The organism is Pseudomonas sp. KK18 (genome assembly GCF_037094675.1).
GTDB lineage: Bacteria > Pseudomonadota > Gammaproteobacteria > Pseudomonadales > Pseudomonadaceae > Aquipseudomonas.
In genome coordinates this window covers 5,279,979-5,301,148 of the sequence record NZ_CP146605.1, presented here as the reverse complement: position 1 = coordinate 5,301,148, position 21,170 = coordinate 5,279,979, and the positions used below count along the sequence as shown (strand labels likewise).

Here is a 21,170-nt window from a genome sequence, read left to right as displayed (position 1 = left end):
GCGCTGGCAAGCCAGCGCCTACACGGGGCATTACTCGGCGATCTGCAACTTGCGCGCCTCGGTGTACACGTAGCGCACCTTTTCATACTCGAACGGCGAGTTCATCTGGCCGTAGCGGAAGCTGGTCTGGTAGCGCTTGTCGACGGCGCGCAGGGCCCAGATTTCCGGGTGGTTTTCGCTGACCTTGGACACGTTCAGGAAGTTGATCTCGGTCTCGGCGCCGTAGTCCACCAGCAGGCCGGTGGTATCCCGCAGGTTCGACGGACCAAACAGCGGCAGCACCAGGTAGGCGCCGCCCGGTACACCGTAGAAGCCCAGGGTCTGGCCGAAGTCTTCGCTCTGGCGCGGCAGGCCCATGGCGGTGGCCGGGTCCCACAGGCCGGCGATGCCGATGGTGGTGTTGAGCAGCAGGCGCCCGGTGGTTTCCAGGGAACGATGGCCCTTGAGCTGCAGCAGGCTGTTCAGCAGGTTGGGTACATCCCCGAGGTTGTTGAAGAAGTTGCTGACGCCGGTACGCAGGAAGCTCGGGGTGACATAGCGGTAACCGTCCACCACGGGCAGGAACACCCACTGGTCGAAGCGGTAGTTGAAGTGGTAGACCCGGCGGTTCCACGACTCCAGCGGGTCGTAGACATTCAGCGCGTTGACCGACGAGCGCTCGAACTCACGCTGGTCCAGGCCAGGGTTGAACTTGAGGTGGCTCAGGGGCTCCTTGAAGCCGTCGGAGTCCACTACGGTCGGCGTGTGGGCCTTGCTGTTGTCGGCATTGGCCACGCCCGCGCACATCAGGGCGGCGAGCAGCAGAAGATATTTAGCCACGGAAGAACTCCAGCATGGCGTCGGCGTTGACGCGGTAGTTGAGGTTGCCGCAATGGCCGCCCAGGGGGTAGACGGTCAAGCGATCGCCGAAGGTTTTACGCAGGAAGCCAAGGTCGCCAGGGCCCAGGATCACGTCGTCGGCGTTGTGCATGACGGCGATTTTCGGGCTGTCGTGCAGGTAGTCCTTGAGGGCATACAGGCTGACCTGGTCAACCAGTTGCAGCAGGCTGCCGCCGTCGGAACGGGCGCGCCACATCGGGATCACCTGTTCGGTGAGGTAGCAGTCGAAGTCGCACTGCAGCGCACGCTTGAGGAACGGCGTGAGGCTGGTGCCTTCGCTGATCGGGTACTTGGGCGGGATGATCAGGCCGCGACGGTTGATCAGGTCCGAGGTGAAGGCAATGTCGGCCGCCGAGAAGCGGAACGAAGTGCCGATCAGCATCGCCATTTGTTCGTTGGTCAGGTGTTCCTTGGAGTTCTGGAAGTCGTACAGCAGGGCATCGTTGAGGTCGATGTAGCCCTTTTGCTGGAAGTAGCGGGTCAGTTTGTTCAACACCAGCTCATAGAAGGTGGTGCTGTTGTTGATGCCCTTGACCTCGGTCTGCACCAGTTTGTCGAGGTTGGTGATCGAGGTATAGAGGTTGACCGGCGGGTTCAGCAGCAGGACTTTCTTGAAGTTGAAGCTGCGACGGGTTTCATCCAGCTTGCTGACAAAGGCTGCGTCGAGGGCGCCGAGGCTGTAGCCGGTGAGGTAGAAGTCGGTCACGGGCAGCGTCGGGTTTTGCGCGCGTACGGCCTGCATCACGCGGTACATGTCTTCGGCGTCTTCCTGGCTGATGCCGGGAGTGGCGAAGCGCGAGGCGGCGGCGATGAAGTCGAAGCTGGTGGGGGACGACAGCTGGACGACGTGGTAACCGGCCTTGTAGTAGAGCTTTTTCAGGTATTCGTTGATGGTGCTGTCAAAGCGTGCGCCGGTGCCGGCGATCAGGAAGATCAGCGGTGCGGCACGGTCCTGCTTGGCGATGCGGTAGGTGAGTTTCTTCACCGCCCAGAAGTTGTCAGGCAGGCTGAACTCGCGCTCGGGACGCATCGTCAGGGTGTAGTCGGACTGATTGATTTGATCGTCCGATGGCAGTTCCGGCCGCAGGTTCGGCGGGGTGGTGGCGATGGTCGCTTCAAACGGGTTGGTCAAAGGGTAGCCATAGCTGGCCTGGTCGATATCGACCGCCAGTGCTGACGCACTCAGAAAAAGGCTGCCCAACAGGGCCGCACAGCGCAAGGAACGGAGCATGACTAAATCCCTAAGAGGAAAACGTGCTGAAGTGGAGTTCGCAGGCTATGACCACCGCGTTGCTGCCGAAGTGCCAGCCTTCGGCACTAAAAGTCGGAAAAAACGTCGGAATCGGGGTAATAGTAGCGAGACGATACACTTTGGCACGCCTTAATGAACACTTATCTGTTTGCAAAACTTGCCAACGGCCACCGGGGGATTAAGCTGGGCGCCGTTTTCGCCTATCGGAGTGCCCCATGTCCCGCCGTTTTCCGCTGATCCTGTTGCTTATTGCCCTGCCGCTTTGGCTGGCCGCCAGTTATGGCGCGCGTTACGGATTCATGGAGGATGGCCGTTGGGTGGGCATTTGCGCCGACGAAGCCAGCCGCTGGGAATGCCAGGTGCGTTCCAACCTGGGGTTGATGATTCACTTCAAGGTGCTGGGCTGGGCGGCGCTGGTCACGGCGGTGCTGGCGTTTTTCGTGCCGGGCCGGGCCGGGTGGGGTTTGGCGGTGTTGGCGCTGGTGTTCGGGTTTCCGGCGTTGGCGTTGTACAACACGACCTTTGCGGTGTTTGCGGTGGTGATTGCGGGGTTGCGGTTGGTCCGTAAGTCTCGCGTCGCCTGATGGGGCCTCTTCGCGAGCAAGCCCGCTCCCACATTTGACCGAGTACATCCCTTGGAATGCGGTCGAGTGTGGGAGCGGGCTTGCTCGCGAAAGCGGTCTTAAGCCTTGCGCACCCGCAAGCAACGCCACAAGGCTACGACCATGAACAGGCTCACCACCGCCCAACCCCACGCCTGCTGGTTCATCACCCCTTCACGGAACAACTGCGGCGCAATACCGGCACCGATGATGAACGCCAGCAACGCAATCTCCCGCCGCAGCCCGCTCACCGGACGCACCAGGTACACCAGCGCCGGCAGCACCAGCGCGGCACTCGGGAAGCTGCGGTAACGCGGGTCAAATACCAGCGCCAGCATCATGACCGCACCGGCAAACCCGGCGATTGCCACCAGCCAGCCAGCGCGCTGCTCCAGCCAGTTGAAGGCGCGTTCGCGCCAACCTTCTCGCGCACTCAACGCCAGGGCCGCGTGAGCCAGTACCGCAAGGTTCAAGGCCACCAGCAATCCAGCCCACACCCACTCATCCGTGAAGCGCGCGGTGACCCGGTTCAACTCGGCCCAGGTGCCGATCGAGCAGGCCGCCACGGCGCCCAGCAATGGCAACAACAACGCAGCCCGGGTCGTGCGCACGCGGCCACCCAGCAGCAGCGTGCCCAGCAGGATGATCCCGCCAACCCCCAGCCACAGCGGCCAGTACGGCACATTGGTCACCGGGCCGGCGAGCACGCCCTTGTCCTGGCGATCCGCATCAAACAGGCCCCAGTAACCCCCCACCGCCCCTTCACTGGCACGTTTCCACGGCTGGTCAAAGGCTTCGATCAGATTGTAGTGCCAGCCATTGGCTTCGGCCATGGCTACGAACCCGCGCATGAATTTCGCTTCGTTGACCCGGCTCGGCACCGCCGTTTCCCGCTGGCGGCCTTCGCTCGGCCAGCCGGTCTCGCCGATCATCACGTCCTTGGGGGCGAACTTGTTGCCGAAGGTCTGGCGCACATCGCCCACGTGCTTGAGCGCCTGGTCGATGCCCGAGGGGGCATCTTCCCAGTAAGGCAGCAGGTGGATGGTCAGGAAGTCCACGGCCGGGGCGATTTCCGGGTGTTGCAGCCAGAACTCCCACACATCGGCGTAGGTGACCGGTTGCTTGATATGGTCCTTGACGTGATGGATCAACTTGACCAGCTGCGCGGCAGTGACTTCCTTGCGCAGCAGGGTTTCGTTGCCGACGATCACCGAGGTGACGACGTCGGGGTTGGCATTGGCCGAAGCGATCAGTGCCTCGACTTCCTTGGCGGTGGCCACCGGATCACTGCTGACCCATGCGCCGCTCATCAGCTTCAGGCCGTGTTTGCGCGCCAGTGCCGGCAAGTCTTCAAGGCCGGTCTGGGAGTAGGTGCGAATGCATTCGAAACGGGTGGCCAGCAACGCCAGGTCGGCGTCCATGCGCTCGGGGCGCAGTTTGAACGGCTGGTCGAACGGCGACTGGTCTTTGTCGAAGGGCGTGTAGGACGCACATTGCAGCTTGTGGCTGGCGCTGGCCACGTCCGGCAGCACCACCGGTTGGCCAAGGCTGTACCAATAGCCGCCGAGGGCCAGCACACCGAGGATCAGGGCAAATAAATAGGGCAGGAGCGGGAAACGTGCAGTCGCGGGCATGATCAGGCCGTCTGGGGGCAAAGGCGCGCATCTTACCCGGATTTGAGCCGTCCCAGTGGGGCCGCATAATTTTGACATGCAAAGTTCGGGCGGGATCGTCGGTGAATGTCCTACAAATCATCCTGCTGGCGATGTGATGTCGTTTCTTGCTTACCTGAGGTCGCAGTCAGAGCAGGTCGCTTGTGGCAGCAGGTTGATGATCGAAGTGTCAGCCCTCCACTGATGAGGCACCCACGTGATCGATGCGCGTGAAGGGGGCGCGGTGCACCACATAACAACAGGTTGACGTCGCTCGGCATCCGCCGGGCGCAGCACTTTCGGGGAAGCACTATGAAGATGCGACGACTCTTGGGCGCAGCTGCCACTCTGGTAGTTGCGATGAGCTCCACACTGGCCAGCGCCGACAGCAAAACCCTGAGCATCGGCTATGTGGATGGCTGGTCGGACAGTGTCGCCACCACCCACGTGGCGGCAGAAGTGATCAAGCAAAAGCTCGGTTATGACGTGAAACTGCAAGCGGTCGCCACCGGGATCATGTGGCAAGGCGTGGCCACCGGCAAACTCGACGCCATGCTCTCCGCCTGGTTGCCGGTGACCCACGGTGAATACTGGGCCAAGAACAAGGACAAGGTGGTCGACTACGGCCCCAACTTCAAGGACGCCAAGATCGGCCTGATCGTGCCTGAGTACGTGAAAGCCAAATCCATCGAAGACCTCAAGACCGACACCACCTTCAAGAACAAGATCGTGGGTATCGACGCCGGTTCAGGTGTGATGCTCAAGACCGACGAAGCAATCAAGGCCTATGGCCTGGACTACAAGCTGCAAGCCAGCTCGGGCGCGGCGATGATCGCCGAGTTGACCCGTGCCGAAGACAAACAGGAATCCATTGCGGTCACCGGCTGGGTGCCACACTGGATGTTCGCCAAGTGGAAACTGCGTTTCCTGGACGACCCAAAAGGAATTTATGGTGCTGCTGAGACCGTCAACAGCATCGGCAGCAAAGGCCTGGAAAAGAAAGCCCCGGAAGTCGTGGCGTTCCTGAAGAAATTCCAGTGGGCCTCCAAGGATGAAATCGGCGAAGTCATGCTGGCGATCCAAGAGGGCGCCAAGCCTGAAGCGGCGGCCAAGGACTGGGTGGCCAAGCACCCTGAGCGCGTCGCCGAGTGGACCGCTAAATAAGGCGTTAAAACTGTAGGAGCGAGCTTGCTCGCGAAGAACGCAAGGGCACCGCGATCATCCAGAATGAACGCGTTACCGTTGACGTTTTTCGCGAGCAAGCTCGCTCCTACAATTGTTTCTGCACACCCGTAAACCCTCGCTACACTCCTTCTACTACTAAGGTCGTCTGGAACCTGTTCCTCAGCCGCATACAGTGGATATGTTCCAATAATAAAAAGCTGTGCTGCGAGGATAAAAACAATGAACGACAGCATTTACCTCTCGATTCAAAACAGCCCGCGTTTCAAGGAGCTGGTTAGTAAAAGGGAAAGATTCGCCTGGATTCTCTCGGCAATCATGCTTGGGCTGTACTCCGCTTTCATTCTTCTGATTGCCTATGGGCCGCAAATACTGGGGGCCAAGATCAGCCCCGGTTCGTCCATCACGTGGGGGATCCCTATCGGGGTCGGGCTGATTGTGTCGGCCTTCGTCCTCACCGGCATCTATGTACGACGCGCCAACGGCGAATTCGACGACTTGAACAATGCGATTCTCAAGGAGGCTGCGCAATGATCCGTCGTCTATTGGCTGTACTCGGCGCTTCGGCCTTTGCACCTGCCGTTTGGGCGGCCGATGCACTGACCGGCGAAGTGCATAAACAACCGCTGAATATCGCAGCGATCCTGATGTTCGTGGCCTTCGTCGGCGCGACCTTGTGCATCACCTACTGGGCGTCCAAGCGCAACAAGTCGGCGGCCGACTACTATGCGGCCGGCGGCAAGATCACCGGGTTCCAGAACGGTCTGGCGATTGCCGGTGACTACATGTCGGCAGCCTCCTTCCTGGGGATTTCCGCGCTGGTGTTCACCTCCGGCTACGACGGCCTGATCTACTCCATCGGCTTCCTGGTGGGCTGGCCGATCATTCTGTTCCTGATCGCCGAGCGCCTGCGTAACCTGGGCAAATACACCTTTGCCGACGTGGCGTCCTATCGCCTGGGGCAAACCCAGATCCGCAGCCTGTCGGCGTGCGGCTCTTTGGTGGTGGTGGCGTTCTACCTGATCGCGCAGATGGTTGGCGCGGGCAAGCTGATCCAGCTGCTGTTCGGCCTGGATTATCACGTCGCGGTGATCCTGGTAGGCATCCTGATGTGCCTCTATGTGTTGTTCGGCGGCATGCTGGCGACCACCTGGGTGCAGATCATCAAGGCAGTGCTGTTGCTGTCCGGTGCCTCGTTCATGGCGCTGATGGTGATGAAACACGTCAACTTCGACTTCAACATGCTGTTTGCCGAGGCGATCAAGGTTCACCCTAAAGGTGAAGCGATCATGAGCCCGGGCGGTCTGGTGAAAGACCCGATTTCGGCGTTCTCCCTCGGCCTGGCACTGATGTTCGGTACCGCCGGCCTGCCGCACATCCTGATGCGCTTCTTCACTGTGAGTGACGCAAAGGAAGCTCGCAAGAGCGTGCTGTATGCCACTGGCTTCATCGGCTACTTCTATATCCTGACCTTCATCATCGGCTTCGGCGCGATCCTGCTGGTCAGCACCAACCCGGCGTTCAAGGATGCTGCAGGTGCCTTGCTCGGCGGTAACAACATGGCGGCGGTGCATCTGGCCAACGCGGTGGGCGGCAGTATCTTCCTGGGCTTCATCTCGGCCGTGGCGTTTGCCACCATCCTGGCAGTGGTTGCCGGTTTGACCCTCGCGGGTGCTTCGGCGGTGTCCCATGACCTGTACGCCAGCGTGATCAAGAAAGGCAAGGCCAACGAGAAGGATGAGATTCGCGTATCGAAGATCACCACCATCGCCCTGGCAGTACTGGCGATTGGCTTGGGCATCCTGTTTGAAAGCCAGAACATCGCGTTCATGGTGGGCCTGGCGTTCTCCATTGCGGCCAGCTGTAACTTCCCGGTGCTGCTGCTTTCCATGTACTGGAAAAACCTCACCACCCGCGGTGCGATGATTGGTGGCTGGCTGGGCTTGATCAGTGCCGTTGGCCTGATGATCCTCGGCCCGACCATCTGGGTCTCGATCCTGCACCATGAGAAGGCGATCTTCCCTTACGAGTACCCGGCGCTGTTCTCGATGATCATTGCGTTCATCGGCATCTGGTTCTTCTCCATCACCGACAAGTCGGCGGCGGCAGAGAAGGAACGTGCGCTGTACTTCCCGCAGTTTGTGCGTTCGCAGACTGGCCTGGGGGCGAGTGGGGCGGTTAGCCACTAAGCCCGTAACAGTTACAAAAAAATGCCCCGGTCGTGAGATCGGGGCTTTTTTTTGCCTTTATTGGTAACAGATACGACAAAACTGTTTCTTAAATCCGGCACAAATAAAAACGGCCTCCCTATCAAAGGAGGCCGTTTTCGGTGTAGCCAAGTAGCGGTTAGCTTACTTGCGGTCTTCCAGCTTGGTGATGTCACGCGACTCGTAGCCAGTGTACAGCTGGCGCGGACGGCCAATCTTGTACGGGCTGGAGAGCATTTCTTTCCAGTGGGAGATCCAGCCCACGGTCCGCGCCAGGGCGAAGATCACGGTGAACATGCTGGTTGGAATGCCGATCGCCTTGAGGATGATCCCCGAGTAGAAGTCGACGTTCGGGTACAGCGAGCGCTCGATGAAGTACGGGTCGGTCAGGGCGATCTCTTCCAGGCGCATGGCCAGTTCGAGTTGCGGATCGTTCTTGATGCCCAGTTCCTTCAACACTTCGTCGCAGGTCTTCTTCATTACGGTGGCGCGCGGGTCGCGGTTCTTGTAGACCCGGTGACCGAAGCCCATCAACTTGAACGGATCGTTCTTGTCCTTGGCCTTGGCGATGAACTTGTCGATGTTCGAGACATCGCCGATTTCATCGAGCATGGTCAATACGGCTTCGTTCGCACCGCCGTGGGCAGGGCCCCACAGTGCGGCGATACCGGCGGCGATACAGGCGAACGGGTTGGCACCCGAGGAGCCCGCCAGGCGCACGGTAGAGGTCGAGGCGTTCTGTTCGTGGTCGGCGTGGAGGATGAAGATCTTGTCCATCGCGGCGGCCAGCACCGGGCTGATCGGTTTGATCTCGCACGGGGTGTTGAACATCATGTGCAGGAAGTTTTCCGCGTACGTCAGGTCGTTGCGCGGGTACATCATGGGTTGACCCATGGAGTACTTGTAAACCATTGCGGCCAGGGTCGGCATCTTGGCAACCAGGCGGATCGCGGAGATTTCGCGATGCTGCGGGTTATTGATGTCCAGGGAGTCGTGATAGAAGGCCGACAGGGCGCCGACTACGCCGCACATGACGGCCATCGGGTGGGCGTCGCGACGGAAGCCGTTGAAGAAGGTCTTCAACTGCTCGTGAACCATGGTGTGGTTCTTTACGGTGCTGACAAACTGGGCCTTTTGCTCAGCTGTTGGCAATTCGCCATTAAGCAGCAGGTAGCAGGTTTCCAGGTAGTCCGACTGTTCAGCAAGCTGTTCGATCGGGTAGCCGCGGTGCAGCAAGATACCGTTATCACCGTCGATATAGGTGATCTTCGACTCGCATGAGGCGGTCGACATGAAGCCTGGGTCGAATGTAAAACGGCCCGTGGCCGTCAGGCCCCGTACGTCGATAACATCGGGACCAACGGTGCCGGTTAAAATGGGCAGCTCGACGGGGGCTGCGCCCTCGATGATCAACTGCGCTTTTTTGTCAGCCATGTGGCCTCCTATTTATGCTTCAAATCATCAGACAGACCCCCCACGCAGGGCCCGCACCACTATAGTGAGATAAATTCAGATGTCAATTTGCCTAAAGTCTTGCTCCAGAAGGCTTTAACCGTACTTTTTCCTCGAAATTACCTGCCATTTACGCCTTTTATGCCGCCAGCGCAATGCGCTATTAGGGTGAGGAGTGCGCGTTGTCATTAGTTGCCTAACTGTCTATACTCGGCCTCCGACCGCCAGGGGCTTTTGGGCCCGTTTTGATGGGGGTCGCACTCCCTGGGTGGTGGTTACCTGACCAGTGCACTCCCCAACAACTTTGCCCTGATTGTTAGGGGCTCTTCAGTGTGAAAAAAAGCCGTGAATAGCCAACGACCTGTAAACCTAGACCTAAGGACCATCAAACTCCCCATCACCGGCGTAACGTCGTTCCTGCACCGTGTATCCGGCATCATCCTGTTTCTTGGCCTGGGCATCATGCTTTATGCATTGAGCAAATCCCTGGGTTCGGAAGAAGGGTACGCCGAGGTGAAGGCATGCTTGACCAGTCCGCTGGCCAAATTCGTCGCCTGGGGCCTCCTGTCCGCTCTGCTTTATCACCTTGTGGCCGGTATTCGCCACTTGATCATGGACATGGGTATCGGTGAGACGCTGGAAGGCGGCAAGCTGGGCTCGAAAATCGTCATCGCCATTTCCGTGGTGCTGATCGTTCTGGCGGGAGTTTGGATATGGTAACCAGCGTTACGAACCTGTCGCGTTCGGGCCTCTATGACTGGATGGCGCAACGTGTGTCTGCGGTTGTTCTCGCGGCTTATTTCATCTTCCTGATCGGGTACCTCGCGGCGAACCCTGGCATTGGCTACGCCCAATGGCACGGCCTGTTCGCTCACAACGGGATGCGCATCTTCAGTCTGCTGGCCCTTGTAGCCCTGGGCGCTCACGCCTGGGTTGGCATGTGGACCATCGCGACCGACTACCTGACGCCGATGGCGCTGGGCAAGTCCGCGACAGCAGTACGGTTTCTCTTCCAGGCAGTATGCGGCGTCGCGATGTTCGCTTACTTCGTCTGGGGTGTGCAGATTCTTTGGGGTATCTGATTCATGGCTAACACAGTTAATACGCTTTCATTCGACGCCATCATCATTGGCGGCGGCGGTGCCGGCATGCGCGCTGCGCTGCAACTGGCCCAGGGCGGTCACAAGACTGCCGTGATCACCAAGGTGTTCCCGACCCGTTCCCACACCGTTTCGGCCCAGGGTGGCATCACGTGCGCCATCGCCTCCGCCGATCCAAACGATGACTGGCGCTGGCACATGTACGATACCGTCAAGGGTTCCGACTATATCGGTGACCAGGACGCTATCGAATACATGTGCTCCGTAGGCCCGGAAGCGGTCTTCGAGCTGGAACACATGGGTCTGCCGTTCTCCCGTACCGAACAGGGTCGCATCTACCAGCGTCCGTTCGGCGGCCAGTCGAAAGACTTCGGTAAGGGTGGCCAGGCCGCTCGTACCTGTGCCGCAGCCGACCGTACCGGTCACGCGCTGTTGCACACCCTGTACCAGGCCAACCTGAAGGCCGGCACCGTATTCCTCAACGAATACTACGGCGTCGACCTGGTGAAGAACGAAGACGGTGCCTTTGTAGGCATGATCGTTATCTGCATCGAAACCGGCGAAACCTCGTACGTGCGGGCTAACGCCACCGTATTGGCGACCGGCGGTGCAGGCCGTATCTACTCTTCGACTACCAACGCCCTGATCAACACCGGTGACGGTATCGGCATGGCCCTGCGTGCAGGCGTTCCGGTACAAGACATCGAAATGTGGCAGTTCCACCCGACCGGCATCGCCGGCGCCGGTGTACTGGTTACAGAAGGTTGCCGTGGTGAAGGTGGTTACCTGATCAACAAGAACGGCGAGCGCTTCATGGAGCGTTATGCTCCGAACGCCAAAGACCTTGCCGGTCGTGACGTTGTAGCCCGTTCCATGGTTAAAGAGATCATCGCCGGTAACGGCTGTGGTCCCGATGGCGATCACGTGATGCTGAAGCTCGATCACCTCGGTGAAGAAGTGCTGCACAGCCGTCTGCCAGGCATCATGGAGCTGTCCAAGACCTTTGCCCACGTTGACCCGGCTGTTGCGCCGATCCCGGTTGTTCCAACTTGCCACTATATGATGGGCGGCGTTGCCACCAACATTCATGGCCAGGCGATCACCCAGGACGCCGACGGCGTTGACCAGATCATCCCTGGTCTGTTCGCGGTAGGTGAAGTAGCTTGTGTATCGGTTCACGGTGCCAACCGCCTGGGCGGCAACTCGCTGCTTGACCTGGTGGTATTCGGTCGTGCCGCCGGCCTGTTCCTGGAACAGACCCTCAAGGAAGGCGTTGATTACGCGCGTCCACGCCAGTCCGACATCGACGCTGCCCTGGCACGTCTGGATGGCCTGAACTCGCGTACCGATGGCGAAGACGTCGCCTCCCTGCGCAAAGAGCTGCAAAGCTGCATGCAGAACTACTTCGGTGTGTTCCGTACCGGCGAATACATGCAGAAAGGTATCGCCCAGCTGGCTGACCTGCGTACGCGCATCGCCAACGTCAAGATCAACGACAAGAGCCAGGCGTTCAACACCGCTCGAATCGAAGCCCTTGAGCTGCAAAACCTGCTGGAAGTGGCTGAAGCGACTGCGATCGCCGCCGAGGTTCGTAAAGAATCCCGTGGTGCTCACGCTCGTGAAGACTATGAAGACCGCGACGACGAAAACTGGTTGTGCCACACCCTGTACTTCCCGGGTGACAAGCGCGTAACCAAGCGTGCCGTGAACTTCTCGCCGAAGACGGTTCCGACGTTTGAACCGAAGATTCGGACTTACTAAGGGTGGCTGCCATGTTGAAAGTCAGTGTTTATCGCTACAACCCTGATCAGGACGCTGCGCCGTTCATGCAGGAATTCCAGGTCGATACCGGTGGTAAGGACCTGATGGTGCTGGACGTGCTGGCCCTGGTTAAAGAGCAGGACGAAGGTTTCTCCTATCGTCGCTCTTGCCGTGAGGGTGTTTGCGGCTCCGACGGCATGAACATCAACGGCAAGAACGGCCTGGCATGCATCACGCCGCTGTCTTCCGTGGTGAAAGGCAACAAGTTGGTTGTTCGTCCGCTGCCAGGTTTGCCGGTTATCCGTGACCTGGTCGTCGATATGAGCATCTTCTACAAGCAATACGAGAAGGTTAAGCCATTCCTGCAGAACGACACGCCGGCTCCGGCCATCGAGCGTCTGCAGACTCCGGAAGAGCGCGAGAAGCTGGATGGTCTGTACGAGTGCATCCTGTGCGCTTGCTGCTCGACTTCCTGCCCGTCCTTCTGGTGGAACCCCGACAAGTTCCTGGGCCCAGCTGCCCTGCTGCAAGCGTACCGCTTCCTGGCAGACAGCCGTGACACCAAGACTGCCGAGCGTCTGGCTTCGCTGGATGACCCGTTCAGCGTATTCCGCTGCCGCGGGATCATGAACTGCGTCAACGTATGTCCCAAAGGCCTGAACCCGACTAAGGCCATTGGTCACGTACGTAGCATGCTGCTGCAAAGCGGCGTGTAACCGACGTTGTAGTAAAAGCAGGACCGTTGTGCCCGTAGATGCTACGGCGCAGGCTTCAACCGGCGCCGTAGTTTTAACTTGAGCAGCGACTTACAAAGACGCGGCTCTTATTTTGAAGAAATGAGACAAGCAGGGGCATTCGGGTTGGTACCCGAACTATCAGCGTGATCCTAAGTGGCTTGTTTTGGTCGCTGCACTTGGCCTTTTGCAAGCAAACTCGGTGTTTTCGCCGGTGGTGTCCCCAAATCGAGGGTGACCAAGCATGCAAGAAAGCGTGATGCAGCGCATGTGGAACAGCGGCTATCTTTCAGGTGGTAACGCTGCCTATGTGGAAGAGCTTTATGAGCTCTACCTGCACGACCCTAACGCTGTGCCAGAAGAATGGCGCACCAAATTTCAGACGTTGTCTTCAGACGGCAACGCTGCCACCGATGTATCGCACGCAACAATTCGCGATCAGTTCGTGCTGCTGGCAAAGAACCAGCGCCGCGCCCAGCCGGTTTCTGCCGCAAGCGTGAGCAGTGAGCACGAGAAGAAGCAAGTTGAAGTACTGCGACTGATCCAGGCCTACCGTATGCGTGGCCACCAGGCAGCCCAGCTTGACCCGCTGGGGCTGTGGCAGCGTCCTGCACCTGCAGACCTGTCGATCAATCATTACGGCTTGACCAATGCCGATCTTGATACGACCTTCCGTGCCGGCGACCTGTTCATCGGCAAAGAGGAAGCGAGCCTACGCGAAATTCACGAAGCGTTGCAGCAGACATATTGCCGCACCATCGGTGCCGAATTTACGCACATCACTGATTCCGAGCAGCGTCACTGGTTCCAGCACCGCCTTGAAGGCGTGCGTGGTCGCCCGGTGCTGTCTGCGGACGTCAAGAGCCACTTGCTCGAGCGCGTCACTGCAGCGGAAGGCCTGGAAAAATACCTGGGCACCAAATACCCGGGCACCAAGCGTTTCGGCCTGGAAGGCGGCGAAAGCCTGATCCCGATGCTCGACGAGCTGATCCAGCGTTCCGGTTCCTACGGCACCAAGGAAATCGTGATCGGCATGGCCCACCGTGGCCGTTTGAACGTGCTGGTCAACACCTTCGGCAAGAACCCGCGCGAGCTGTTCGACGAGTTCGAAGGCAAGAAGAAGGTCGAGCTGGGTTCCGGTGACGTTAAATATCACCAGGGCTTCTCGTCCAACGTAATGACCACCGGCGGTGAAGTTCACCTGGCCATGGCGTTCAACCCATCCCACCTGGAGATCGTTTCTCCAGTGGTCGAGGGGTCGGTACGTGCGCGCCAGGATCGTCGTAACGATTCCACCGGTGAGAAGGTCCTGCCGATTTCCATCCACGGTGACGCGGCGTTCGCCGGTCAGGGCGTGGTCCTGGAAACGTTCCAGATGTCGCAGACTCGCGGCTTCAAGACCGGCGGTACCGTTCACATCGTCATCAACAACCAGGTGGGCTTCACCATCAGCAACCCGCTGGACGCACGCTCTACCGAGTACGCGACCGACGTTGCCAAGATGATCCAGGCGCCGATCCTCCATGTGAATGGTGATGATCCGGAAGCCGTGTTGTTCGTGACCCAGTTGGCCATCGATTACCGCATGCAGTTCAAGCGTGACGTGGTCATCGACCTGGTCTGCTACCGTCGTCGCGGTCACAACGAAGCGGATGAGCCTAGCGGCACCCAACCGTTGATGTACCAGCAAATCACCAAGCAGCGCACCACCCGTGAGCTGTATGCCGATAGCCTGATCAAGGCCGGCGTGGTGGACGATGCACGTGTTCAGGCGAAGATCGATGAATACCGCAACGCGCTGGACAACGGCCTGCATGTCGTGAAAAGCCTGGTTAAAGAGCCGAACAAAGAGTTGTTCGTTGACTGGCGTCCGTACCTGGGCCACGCCTGGACTGCGCGTCACGACACCTCGTTCGATCTGAAGACCCTGCAGGAACTGTCGGCCAAGCTGCTGGAAATCCCAGACGGTTTCGTCGTACAGCGCCAGGTTGCGAAGATCTACGAAGACCGTCAGAAGATGCAAGCCGGCGGCCTGCCGATCAACTGGGGTTACGCTGAAACCATGGCGTACGCGACCCTGGCGTTCGAAGGTCACCCGATCCGCATGACCGGCCAGGACATCGGCCGCGGTACGTTCTCGCACCGTCACGCTGTGTTGCACAACCAGAAAGACGCGGGCACCTACATCCCGTTGCAGAACCTGTACGAAGGCCAGCCACGTTTCGACCTGTACGATTCGTTCCTGTCCGAAGAAGCCGTACTGGCGTTCGAATACGGTTACTCGACCACCACGCCTCAGGCGCTGGTGATCTGGGAAGCCCAGTTCGGCGACTTCGCCAACGGTGCCCAGGTGGTTATCGACCAGTTCATCACCAGCGGCGAGCACAAGTGGGGCCGTCTGTGCGGTCTGACCATGCTGCTGCCACACGGTTATGAAGGTCAGGGTCCGGAGCACTCCTCGGCCCGTCTGGAGCGTTACCTGCAATTGTGCGCCGAGCACAACATCCAGGTGTGCGTGCCGACTACCCCGGCCCAGATCTACCACTTGCTGCGTCGCCAGGTGATCCGCCCGCTGCGCAAGCCGCTGGTAGTGCTGACGCCGAAATCGCTGCTGCGTCATAAATTGGCCATCTCGACCCTGGAAGATCTGGCGGATGGTTCGTTCCAGACCGTTATTTCAGAAATCGATACCCTCGACGCCGCCAAGGTCACTCGCCTGATCCTGTGCAGCGGCAAGGTTTACTACGATTTGCTGGAAAAACGCCGTGCCGAAGGCCGCGAAGACATCGCCATCGTGCGGATCGAGCAGCTTTACCCGTTCCCGGAAGACGACCTGATGGAGGCCATCGCGCCTTACACCAACCTCACCAATGTGGTGTGGTGTCAGGAAGAACCGATGAACCAGGGCGCGTGGTACAGCAGCCAGCATCATCTGCGTCGCAGCATCGGCAATCACAAACAGGCACTGGGCCTGGAGTACGCCGGTCGTGATGCTTCTGCTGCACCTGCGTGTGGTTATGCGTCGATGCACGCCGAGCAGCAGGAAAAACTGCTGCAAGATGCTTTCACTGTTTAACGCCTTCGCGCTGACTGAAACCGAATTTTAAGGACCCACAGATAATGGCTATCGAAATCAAAGCCCCGTCATTCCCGGAATCGGTTGCCGATGGCACCGTTGCCACCTGGCACAAGAAACCAGGCGAGGCCGTCAAGCGTGACGACCTGATCGTCGACATCGAAACCGACAAGGTCGTGCTCGAAGTGTTGGCTGAAGCTGACGGCGTGCTGGGCGCAATCGTTGCCGAAGAAGGCGCTACCGTCCTGTCGAACCAGGTACTGGGCTCGATCGAAGAGGGCGGTGCTGCTGCCGCTGCTCCTGCTCCTGCCGCCGCTGCGGCACCGGCTGCTGCCGCAGCTCCAGCTGCTGCACCGGCTGCGGGTGGCGAAGATCCAATCGCTGCACCGGCTGCGCGTCAGCTGGCTGACGAAAACGGCATCAACCTGGCGTCCATCAAGGGCACCGGCAAAGATGGCCGTGTGACCAAGGAAGACGTGGTTGCCGCCGTTGAAGCCAAGAAAAACGCTCCAGCTGCTGCGCCTGCCAAGGCTGCCGCCCCGGCTGCCGCTGCTCCTGTGTTCGCCGCTGGCGACCGCACCGAGAAGCGCGTACCGATGACCCGCGTGCGTGCCACCGTGGCCAAGCGCCTGGTTGAAGCACAGTCGAACATGGCGATGCTGACTACTTTCAACGAAGTCGACATGACCGAAGTCATGGCCCTGCGTTCGAAGTACAAGGACCTGTTCGAGAAGTCCCACAACGGCGTACGCCTGGGCTTCATGTCGTTCTTCGTGAAAGCGGCCACCGAAGCGCTGAAACGCTTCCCGGCAGTCAACGCTTCCATCGACGGCGGCGACATCGTTTACCACGGTTATGCTGACGTCGGCGTTGCCGTCTCCAGCGACCGTGGCCTGGTGGTACCGGTTCTGCGTAACGCCGAGCTGATGAGCCTGGCTGAAATCGAAGGCGGCATCGCCAACTTCGGCAAGAAGGCCCGTGACGGCAAACTGACCATCGACGAGATGACCGGTGGTACCTTCACCATCACCAACGGTGGTACTTTCGGTTCGATGATGTCGACTCCGATCGTCAACCCGCCACAAGCTGCGATCCTGGGCATGCACAACATTCTGCAGCGTCCTATGGCGATCAACGGCCAAGTGGTTATCCGCCCGATGATGTACCTGGCGCTGTCGTACGATCACCGCCTGATCGATGGTAAAGAAGCCGTGACTTTCCTGGTGACCATCAAGAACCTGCTGGAAGACCCGGCTCGTCTGCTGCTGGATATCTGATAAAGCGGCGGTGCGCCGTACCACCCGGTCTGCCGCGAGGCAGGCCGGAGTGCGGCTCACGGCTTGAAGCTTTTAGCTAAAGAGGATTTTTTTTCATGTCGCAGAAATTTGACGTTGTAGTGATTGGCGCAGGCCCTGGCGGCTACGTTGCCGCCATCAAGGCCGCACAACTGGGCCTCTCGACTGCTTGCATCGAAAAATACACCGACAAGGAAGGCAAACTGGCGCTGGGCGGTACTTGCCTGAACGTTGGCTGCATTCCTTCCAAGGCGCTGCTGGACAGCTCCTGGAAATTCCACGAAGCGCAAGACGGTTTTGCCATCCACGGCATCAACCACGCTGGCGTGACCATGGACGTGCCAGCGATGGTCGGCCGCAAGGCCAACATCGTTAAAGGCCTGACTTCCGGCGTTGCTACCCTGTTCAAGGCCAACGGCGTTACTTCCCTGCAAGGCCACGGCAAACTGCTGGCCGGCAAGAAAGTTGAAATCACCAAGCCTGACGGTTCGACCGAAATCATCGAAGCCGAGAACGTGATCCTGGCTCCAGGTTCGCGTCCAATCGACATTCCACCGGCTCCGGTCGACCAGAACGTGATCGTTGATTCGACCGGCGCCCTGGAATTCCAAGCGGTTCCAAAACGTCTGGGCGTGATCGGCGCTGGCGTGATCGGCCTGGAACTGGGTTCGGTCTGGTCCCGCCTGGGTTCCGAAGTGACCGTGCTGGAAGCCCTGGACACGTTCCTGCTGGCTGCCGACACCGCAGTGTCCAAAGAAGCGCTGAAAACCCTGACCAAACAAGGTCTGGACATCAAGCTGGGCGCTCGTGTTACCGGTTCCAAGGTTAACGGCGAAGAAGTTGTCGTGACCTACACCGACAAGGATGGCGAACAGACCATCACTTTCGACAAGCTGATCGTAGCCGTTGGTCGCCGTCCGGTGACCACTGACCTGCTGGCTTCCGACAGCGGCGTGAACATCGACGAGCGTGGTTTCATCCACGTTGACGATCACTGCGCTACCACCGTGCCGGGCGTCTACGCCATTGGCGACGTGGTTCGCGGCATGATGCTGGCGCACAAGGCTTCCGAAGAAGGCATCATGGTTGTCGAGCGCATCAAGGGTCACAAGACCCAGATGAACTACGACCTGATCCCGTCTGTTATCTACACCCACCCGGAAATTGCATGGGTCGGCAAGAACGAACAGCAGTTGAAAGCTGAAGGCGTTGAAGTTAACGTCGGCACCTTCCCGTTTGCCGCTTCTGGCCGTGCCATGGCAGCCAACGACACCGGTGGTTTTGTCAAAGTCATCGCTGATGCCAAGACTGACCGCGTATTGGGCGTCCACGTGATCGGCCCAGGCGCAGCAGAACTGGTTCAGCAAGGCGCAATCGGTATGGAATTCGGCACCAGCGCCGAAGACATCGGCATGATGGTTTTCTCCCATCCGACCCTGTCCGAAGCGCTGCACGAAGCCGCGTTGGCAGTGAATGGCCATGCCATCCACATCGCCAACAAGAAGAAGCGCTAAGCGAGATAATAAGAAACCACGGCGGTTGCCCGTCGTGAGCCTTGTGCGCAAGACTCACCGCGGAATATCCGCTGGACGCAGTCTTGCGCAGTTTCACCACCCAGGGTTCAGGCCTTTGGTGGTTTGACTGTGCAAGCAGCAGTCACAGGTGGCGCGGCACTCAATAAAGAGCGCAGCGCCGAATGCGCAGTACCTAACGAAGACGGTAATAAGCATGAATCTTCACGAGTATCAGGGTAAGCAGCTGTTCGCTGAATACGGCCTGCCAGTATCCAAGGGTTACGCAGTAGACACCCCGGAAGCAGCAGCAGAAGCTTGCGACAAAATCGGCGGCACCGAGTGGGTTGTCAAAGCCCAGGTCCACGCTGGTGGTCGCGGTAAAGCGGGCGGCGTCAAGCTGGTTCGCAGCAAAGAAGACGCCAAAGCCTTCGCTCAGCAGTGGCTGGGCAAGCGTCTGGTGACTTACCAGACTGATGCCAATGGCCAGCCAGTCACCAAGATCCTGGTTGAATCGTGCACTGATATCGCTAAAGAGCTGTACCTGGGCGCTGTCGTTGACCGTTCGAGCCGTCGCATCGTGTTCATGGCCTCCACCGAAGGTGGCGTGGACATTGAGAAGATCGCTGAAGAAACCCCAGAAAAAATTCTGAAAGCCACTATCGATCCACTGGTTGGCGCTCAGCCATTCCAGGGTCGCGAGCTGGCATTCCAGTTGGGTCTGGAAGGCAAGCAAGTTGCCCAGTTCGCCAAGATCTTCGTAGGTCTGGCCAAACTGTTCCAGGATCACGATCTGGCCCTGCTGGAAGTGAACCCGCTGGTGATCAAGGCTGACGGTGATCTGCATTGCCTCGATGCCAAGATCAACATCGACGCCAACGCCATGTACCGTCAGCCTAAGCTGAAGACTTTCCACGATCCGTCGCAAGACGATCCGCGCGAAGCGCACGCTGCCAAGTTCGAACTGAACTACGTAGCCCTGGAAGGTAACATCGGTTGCATGGTCAACGGTGCTGGCCTGGCCATGGGTACCATGGACATCGTCAACCTGCATGGCGGCAAACCAGCCAACTTCCTCGACGTAGGCGGCGGTGCCACCAAAGAACGCGTTACCGAAGCGTTCAAGATCATCCTGTCCGACTCCAACGTCGCTGCAGTACTGGTCAACATCTTCGGCGGCATCGTTCGTTGCGACATGATTGCCGAAGGCATCATCGGTGCAGTGAAAGAAGTCGGCGTTAAAATCCCGGTTGTTGTGCGCCTTGAAGGTAACAACGCTGAACTGGGCGCTAAAGTACTGGCAGAAAGCGGTTTGAACATCATCGCTGCTACCAGCCTGACCGACGCTGCTCAACAAGTTGTCAAAGCTGCGGAGGGCAAATAATGAGCGTCCTGATCAATAAAGACACCAAGGTTATCTGCCAGGGTATTACCGGTTCCCAAGGTAGTTTCCACACCCAGCAAGCCATCGAATACGGCACCAAGATGGTGGGTGGCGTTACTCCTGGTAAAGGCGGCACCGAGCACCTGGGCCTGCCAGTGTTCAACACCGTGAAAGATGCTGTAGCTGCCACTGGCGCCACCGCCAGCGTGATCTACGTTCCAGCTCCTTTCTGCAAGGACTCCATCCTGGAAGCAGCATTCGGCGGCATCAAGCTGATCGTTTGCATCACCGAAGGCATTCCTACCCTGGACATGCTGGACGCTAAAGTTAAGTGCGACGAGCTGGGCGTAGTCCTGATCGGCCCTAACTGCCCAGGCGTGATCACTCCAGGCGAATGCAAGATCGGCATCATGCCAGGTCACATTCACTTGCCAGGTAAAGTCGGTATCGTTTCCCGTTCCGGCACCCTGACCTACGAAGCTGTCAAGCAGACTACTGACGCCGGTTTCGGTCAGTCGACTTGCGTCGGCATCGGCGGTGACCCGATCCCAGGCTCGAACTTCATCGACATCCTGAAGCTGTTCCAGGAAGACCCGAAGACCGAAGCGATCGTAATGATCGGTGAGATCGGCGGTTCGGCTGAAGAAGAAGCGGCTGCCTACATCAAGGCACACGTGACCAAGCCGGTTGTTTCCTACATCGCTGGTGTGACTGCCCCTGCTGGCAAGCGCATGGGCCATGCTGGCGCAATCATCTCTGGCGGCAAGGGTACTGCAGACGAGAAGTTTGCTGCCCTGGAAGACGCAGGCGTTAAAACCGTGCGTTCGCTGGCAGACATCGGCAAGGCTTTGTCCGAGCTGACCGGTTGGGCTGTCAAGTAAGCCTCGCGCTTAACTGACGCTTCACCCCACAAAGGCCACCTTCGGGTGGCCTTTGTGCATTCTGAAGGTTGGTGGAGATCAACATGTGGGAGCGGGCTTGCTCGCGAAAGCGGTGTGTCAGTCAGCTCATGAGTGGCTGATACACCGCTTTCGCGAGCAAGCCCGCTCCCACATTCGATCGCATTTCAAAATTTAGATATAA

The 21,170-nt window shown here is 58.9% G+C and carries 17 protein-coding genes; 13 read left to right on the top strand and 4 right to left on the bottom strand.

All coding sequences use genetic code 11. The annotated features are described in order from the left end of the window. Window positions 1-30: 30 nt before the first annotated feature. Both V6607_RS23735 and V6607_RS23730 read right to left on the bottom strand, forming a co-directional pair. Window positions 31-819, bottom strand: coding sequence for a VacJ family lipoprotein (locus tag V6607_RS23735; RefSeq protein ID WP_003210582.1), 789 nt, complete (start codon window positions 817-819; stop codon window positions 31-33). Further along, a complete protein-coding gene (locus V6607_RS23730) occupies window positions 812-2,110 on the bottom strand; it encodes a hypothetical protein (protein WP_003210581.1) in 1,299 nt (432 codons plus the stop codon). Before V6607_RS23730 ends, V6607_RS23735 begins: the two co-directional genes overlap by 8 nt. 236 nt (window positions 2,111-2,346) lie before the next feature. Here V6607_RS23730 and V6607_RS23725 point away from each other — a divergent pair, with 236 nt between their 5' ends. Continuing rightward, window positions 2,347-2,715: a hypothetical protein gene (locus V6607_RS23725; RefSeq protein WP_134327089.1), complete on the top strand. Its 369-nt coding sequence runs from the start codon at window positions 2,347-2,349 to the stop codon at window positions 2,713-2,715. A gap of 98 nt (window positions 2,716-2,813) precedes the next feature. Here V6607_RS23725 and V6607_RS23720 read toward each other — a convergent pair whose 3' ends face one another. Beyond that, the gene (locus V6607_RS23720; protein ID WP_134327087.1) at window positions 2,814-4,367 is read right to left on the bottom strand and encodes a glycosyl hydrolase family 17 protein; all 1,554 of its coding nucleotides are present in this window, start codon (window positions 4,365-4,367) and stop codon (window positions 2,814-2,816) included. A 330-nt stretch (window positions 4,368-4,697) separates the two neighbouring features. Between V6607_RS23720 and V6607_RS23715 the strand changes: the two genes are divergently transcribed. The 3 genes from V6607_RS23715 (at window position 4,698) to V6607_RS23705 (ending at window position 7,756) form a co-directional block, all read left to right on the top strand. Further along, window positions 4,698-5,549, top strand: coding sequence for a glycine betaine ABC transporter substrate-binding protein (locus V6607_RS23715; protein WP_008433997.1), 852 nt, complete (start codon window positions 4,698-4,700; stop codon window positions 5,547-5,549). 240 nt (window positions 5,550-5,789) lie between these two features. After that, window positions 5,790-6,101, top strand: a complete 312-nt coding sequence (locus tag V6607_RS23710) for a DUF485 domain-containing protein (protein WP_003210577.1) — start codon at window positions 5,790-5,792, stop codon at window positions 6,099-6,101. Then, a complete protein-coding gene (locus V6607_RS23705) occupies window positions 6,098-7,756 on the top strand; it encodes a cation acetate symporter (protein WP_003210576.1) in 1,659 nt (552 codons plus the stop codon). The genes V6607_RS23710 and V6607_RS23705 overlap by 4 nt, the downstream gene beginning before the upstream one ends. A 162-nt stretch (window positions 7,757-7,918) precedes the next feature. Here the strand turns inward: V6607_RS23705 and gltA are convergent, their stop codons facing one another. Continuing rightward, entirely contained in the window at window positions 7,919-9,208 is a 1,290-nt protein-coding gene (gene gltA / locus V6607_RS23700; protein ID WP_003210575.1) for a citrate synthase, read from the bottom strand. Window positions 9,209-9,571: 363 nt separating this feature from the next. Here gltA and sdhC point away from each other — a divergent pair, with 363 nt between their 5' ends. The 9 genes from sdhC to sucD all read left to right on the top strand — a co-directional run bounded on the left by sdhC (window position 9,572) and on the right by sucD (window position 20,968). Next, window positions 9,572-9,946: a succinate dehydrogenase, cytochrome b556 subunit gene (sdhC, locus tag V6607_RS23695; RefSeq protein WP_008433998.1), complete on the top strand. Its 375-nt coding sequence runs from the start codon at window positions 9,572-9,574 to the stop codon at window positions 9,944-9,946. Next, a complete protein-coding gene (gene sdhD, locus V6607_RS23690) occupies window positions 9,940-10,308 on the top strand; it encodes a succinate dehydrogenase, hydrophobic membrane anchor protein (RefSeq protein WP_003210573.1) in 369 nt (122 codons plus the stop codon). The genes sdhC and sdhD overlap by 7 nt, the downstream gene beginning before the upstream one ends. Window positions 10,309-10,311: 3 nt before the next feature. Then, complete coding sequence (gene sdhA / locus V6607_RS23685) at window positions 10,312-12,087, top strand: succinate dehydrogenase flavoprotein subunit (protein ID WP_003210572.1); 1,776 nt, start codon at window positions 10,312-10,314, stop codon at window positions 12,085-12,087. An 11-nt stretch (window positions 12,088-12,098) separates the two neighbouring features. Further along, complete coding sequence (locus V6607_RS23680; protein WP_003210571.1) at window positions 12,099-12,803, top strand: succinate dehydrogenase iron-sulfur subunit; 705 nt, start codon at window positions 12,099-12,101, stop codon at window positions 12,801-12,803. A gap of 262 nt (window positions 12,804-13,065) precedes the next feature. Beyond that, the gene (locus V6607_RS23675; RefSeq protein ID WP_003210570.1) at window positions 13,066-15,897 is read left to right on the top strand and encodes a 2-oxoglutarate dehydrogenase E1 component; all 2,832 of its coding nucleotides are present in this window, start codon (window positions 13,066-13,068) and stop codon (window positions 15,895-15,897) included. Between the two features lie 44 nt (window positions 15,898-15,941). Continuing rightward, the gene (gene odhB / locus V6607_RS23670) at window positions 15,942-17,174 is read left to right on the top strand and encodes a 2-oxoglutarate dehydrogenase complex dihydrolipoyllysine-residue succinyltransferase (protein ID WP_008434003.1); all 1,233 of its coding nucleotides are present in this window, start codon (window positions 15,942-15,944) and stop codon (window positions 17,172-17,174) included. A gap of 95 nt (window positions 17,175-17,269) precedes the next feature. Beyond that, complete coding sequence (lpdA, locus tag V6607_RS23665) at window positions 17,270-18,706, top strand: dihydrolipoyl dehydrogenase (RefSeq protein WP_003210568.1); 1,437 nt, start codon at window positions 17,270-17,272, stop codon at window positions 18,704-18,706. 214 nt (window positions 18,707-18,920) lie between these two features. After that, window positions 18,921-20,087: an ADP-forming succinate--CoA ligase subunit beta gene (sucC, locus tag V6607_RS23660; protein ID WP_003210567.1), complete on the top strand. Its 1,167-nt coding sequence runs from the start codon at window positions 18,921-18,923 to the stop codon at window positions 20,085-20,087. Beyond that, window positions 20,087-20,968, top strand: coding sequence for a succinate--CoA ligase subunit alpha (gene sucD, locus V6607_RS23655; RefSeq protein ID WP_003210566.1), 882 nt, complete (start codon window positions 20,087-20,089; stop codon window positions 20,966-20,968). Before sucC ends, sucD begins: the two co-directional genes overlap by 1 nt. Window positions 20,969-21,170 lie beyond the last annotated feature (202 nt).

Bases quoted from the DNA above. Each gene is read 5' to 3' on its own strand.
- V6607_RS23730 (WP_003210581.1), bottom strand. From the start codon at position 2,110: ATGCTCCGTTCCTTGCGCTGTGCGGCCCTGTTGGGCAGCCTTTTTCTG.
- V6607_RS23725 (WP_134327089.1), top strand. From the start codon at position 2,347: ATGTCCCGCCGTTTTCCGCTGATCCTGTTGCTTATTGCCCTGCCGCTT.
- V6607_RS23720 (WP_134327087.1), bottom strand. From the start codon at position 4,367: ATGCCCGCGACTGCACGTTTCCCGCTCCTGCCCTATTTATTTGCCCTG.
- V6607_RS23715 (WP_008433997.1), top strand. From the start codon at position 4,698: ATGAAGATGCGACGACTCTTGGGCGCAGCTGCCACTCTGGTAGTTGCG.
- V6607_RS23710 (WP_003210577.1), top strand. From the start codon at position 5,790: ATGAACGACAGCATTTACCTCTCGATTCAAAACAGCCCGCGTTTCAAG.
- V6607_RS23705 (WP_003210576.1), top strand. From the start codon at position 6,098: ATGATCCGTCGTCTATTGGCTGTACTCGGCGCTTCGGCCTTTGCACCT.
- gltA (WP_003210575.1), bottom strand. From the start codon at position 9,208: ATGGCTGACAAAAAAGCGCAGTTGATCATCGAGGGCGCAGCCCCCGTC.
- sdhD (WP_003210573.1), top strand. From the start codon at position 9,940: ATGGTAACCAGCGTTACGAACCTGTCGCGTTCGGGCCTCTATGACTGG.
- sdhA (WP_003210572.1), top strand. From the start codon at position 10,312: ATGGCTAACACAGTTAATACGCTTTCATTCGACGCCATCATCATTGGC.
- V6607_RS23680 (WP_003210571.1), top strand. From the start codon at position 12,099: ATGTTGAAAGTCAGTGTTTATCGCTACAACCCTGATCAGGACGCTGCG.
- V6607_RS23675 (WP_003210570.1), top strand. From the start codon at position 13,066: ATGCAAGAAAGCGTGATGCAGCGCATGTGGAACAGCGGCTATCTTTCA.
- odhB (WP_008434003.1), top strand. From the start codon at position 15,942: ATGGCTATCGAAATCAAAGCCCCGTCATTCCCGGAATCGGTTGCCGAT.
- lpdA (WP_003210568.1), top strand. From the start codon at position 17,270: ATGTCGCAGAAATTTGACGTTGTAGTGATTGGCGCAGGCCCTGGCGGC.
- sucC (WP_003210567.1), top strand. From the start codon at position 18,921: ATGAATCTTCACGAGTATCAGGGTAAGCAGCTGTTCGCTGAATACGGC.
- sucD (WP_003210566.1), top strand. From the start codon at position 20,087: ATGAGCGTCCTGATCAATAAAGACACCAAGGTTATCTGCCAGGGTATT.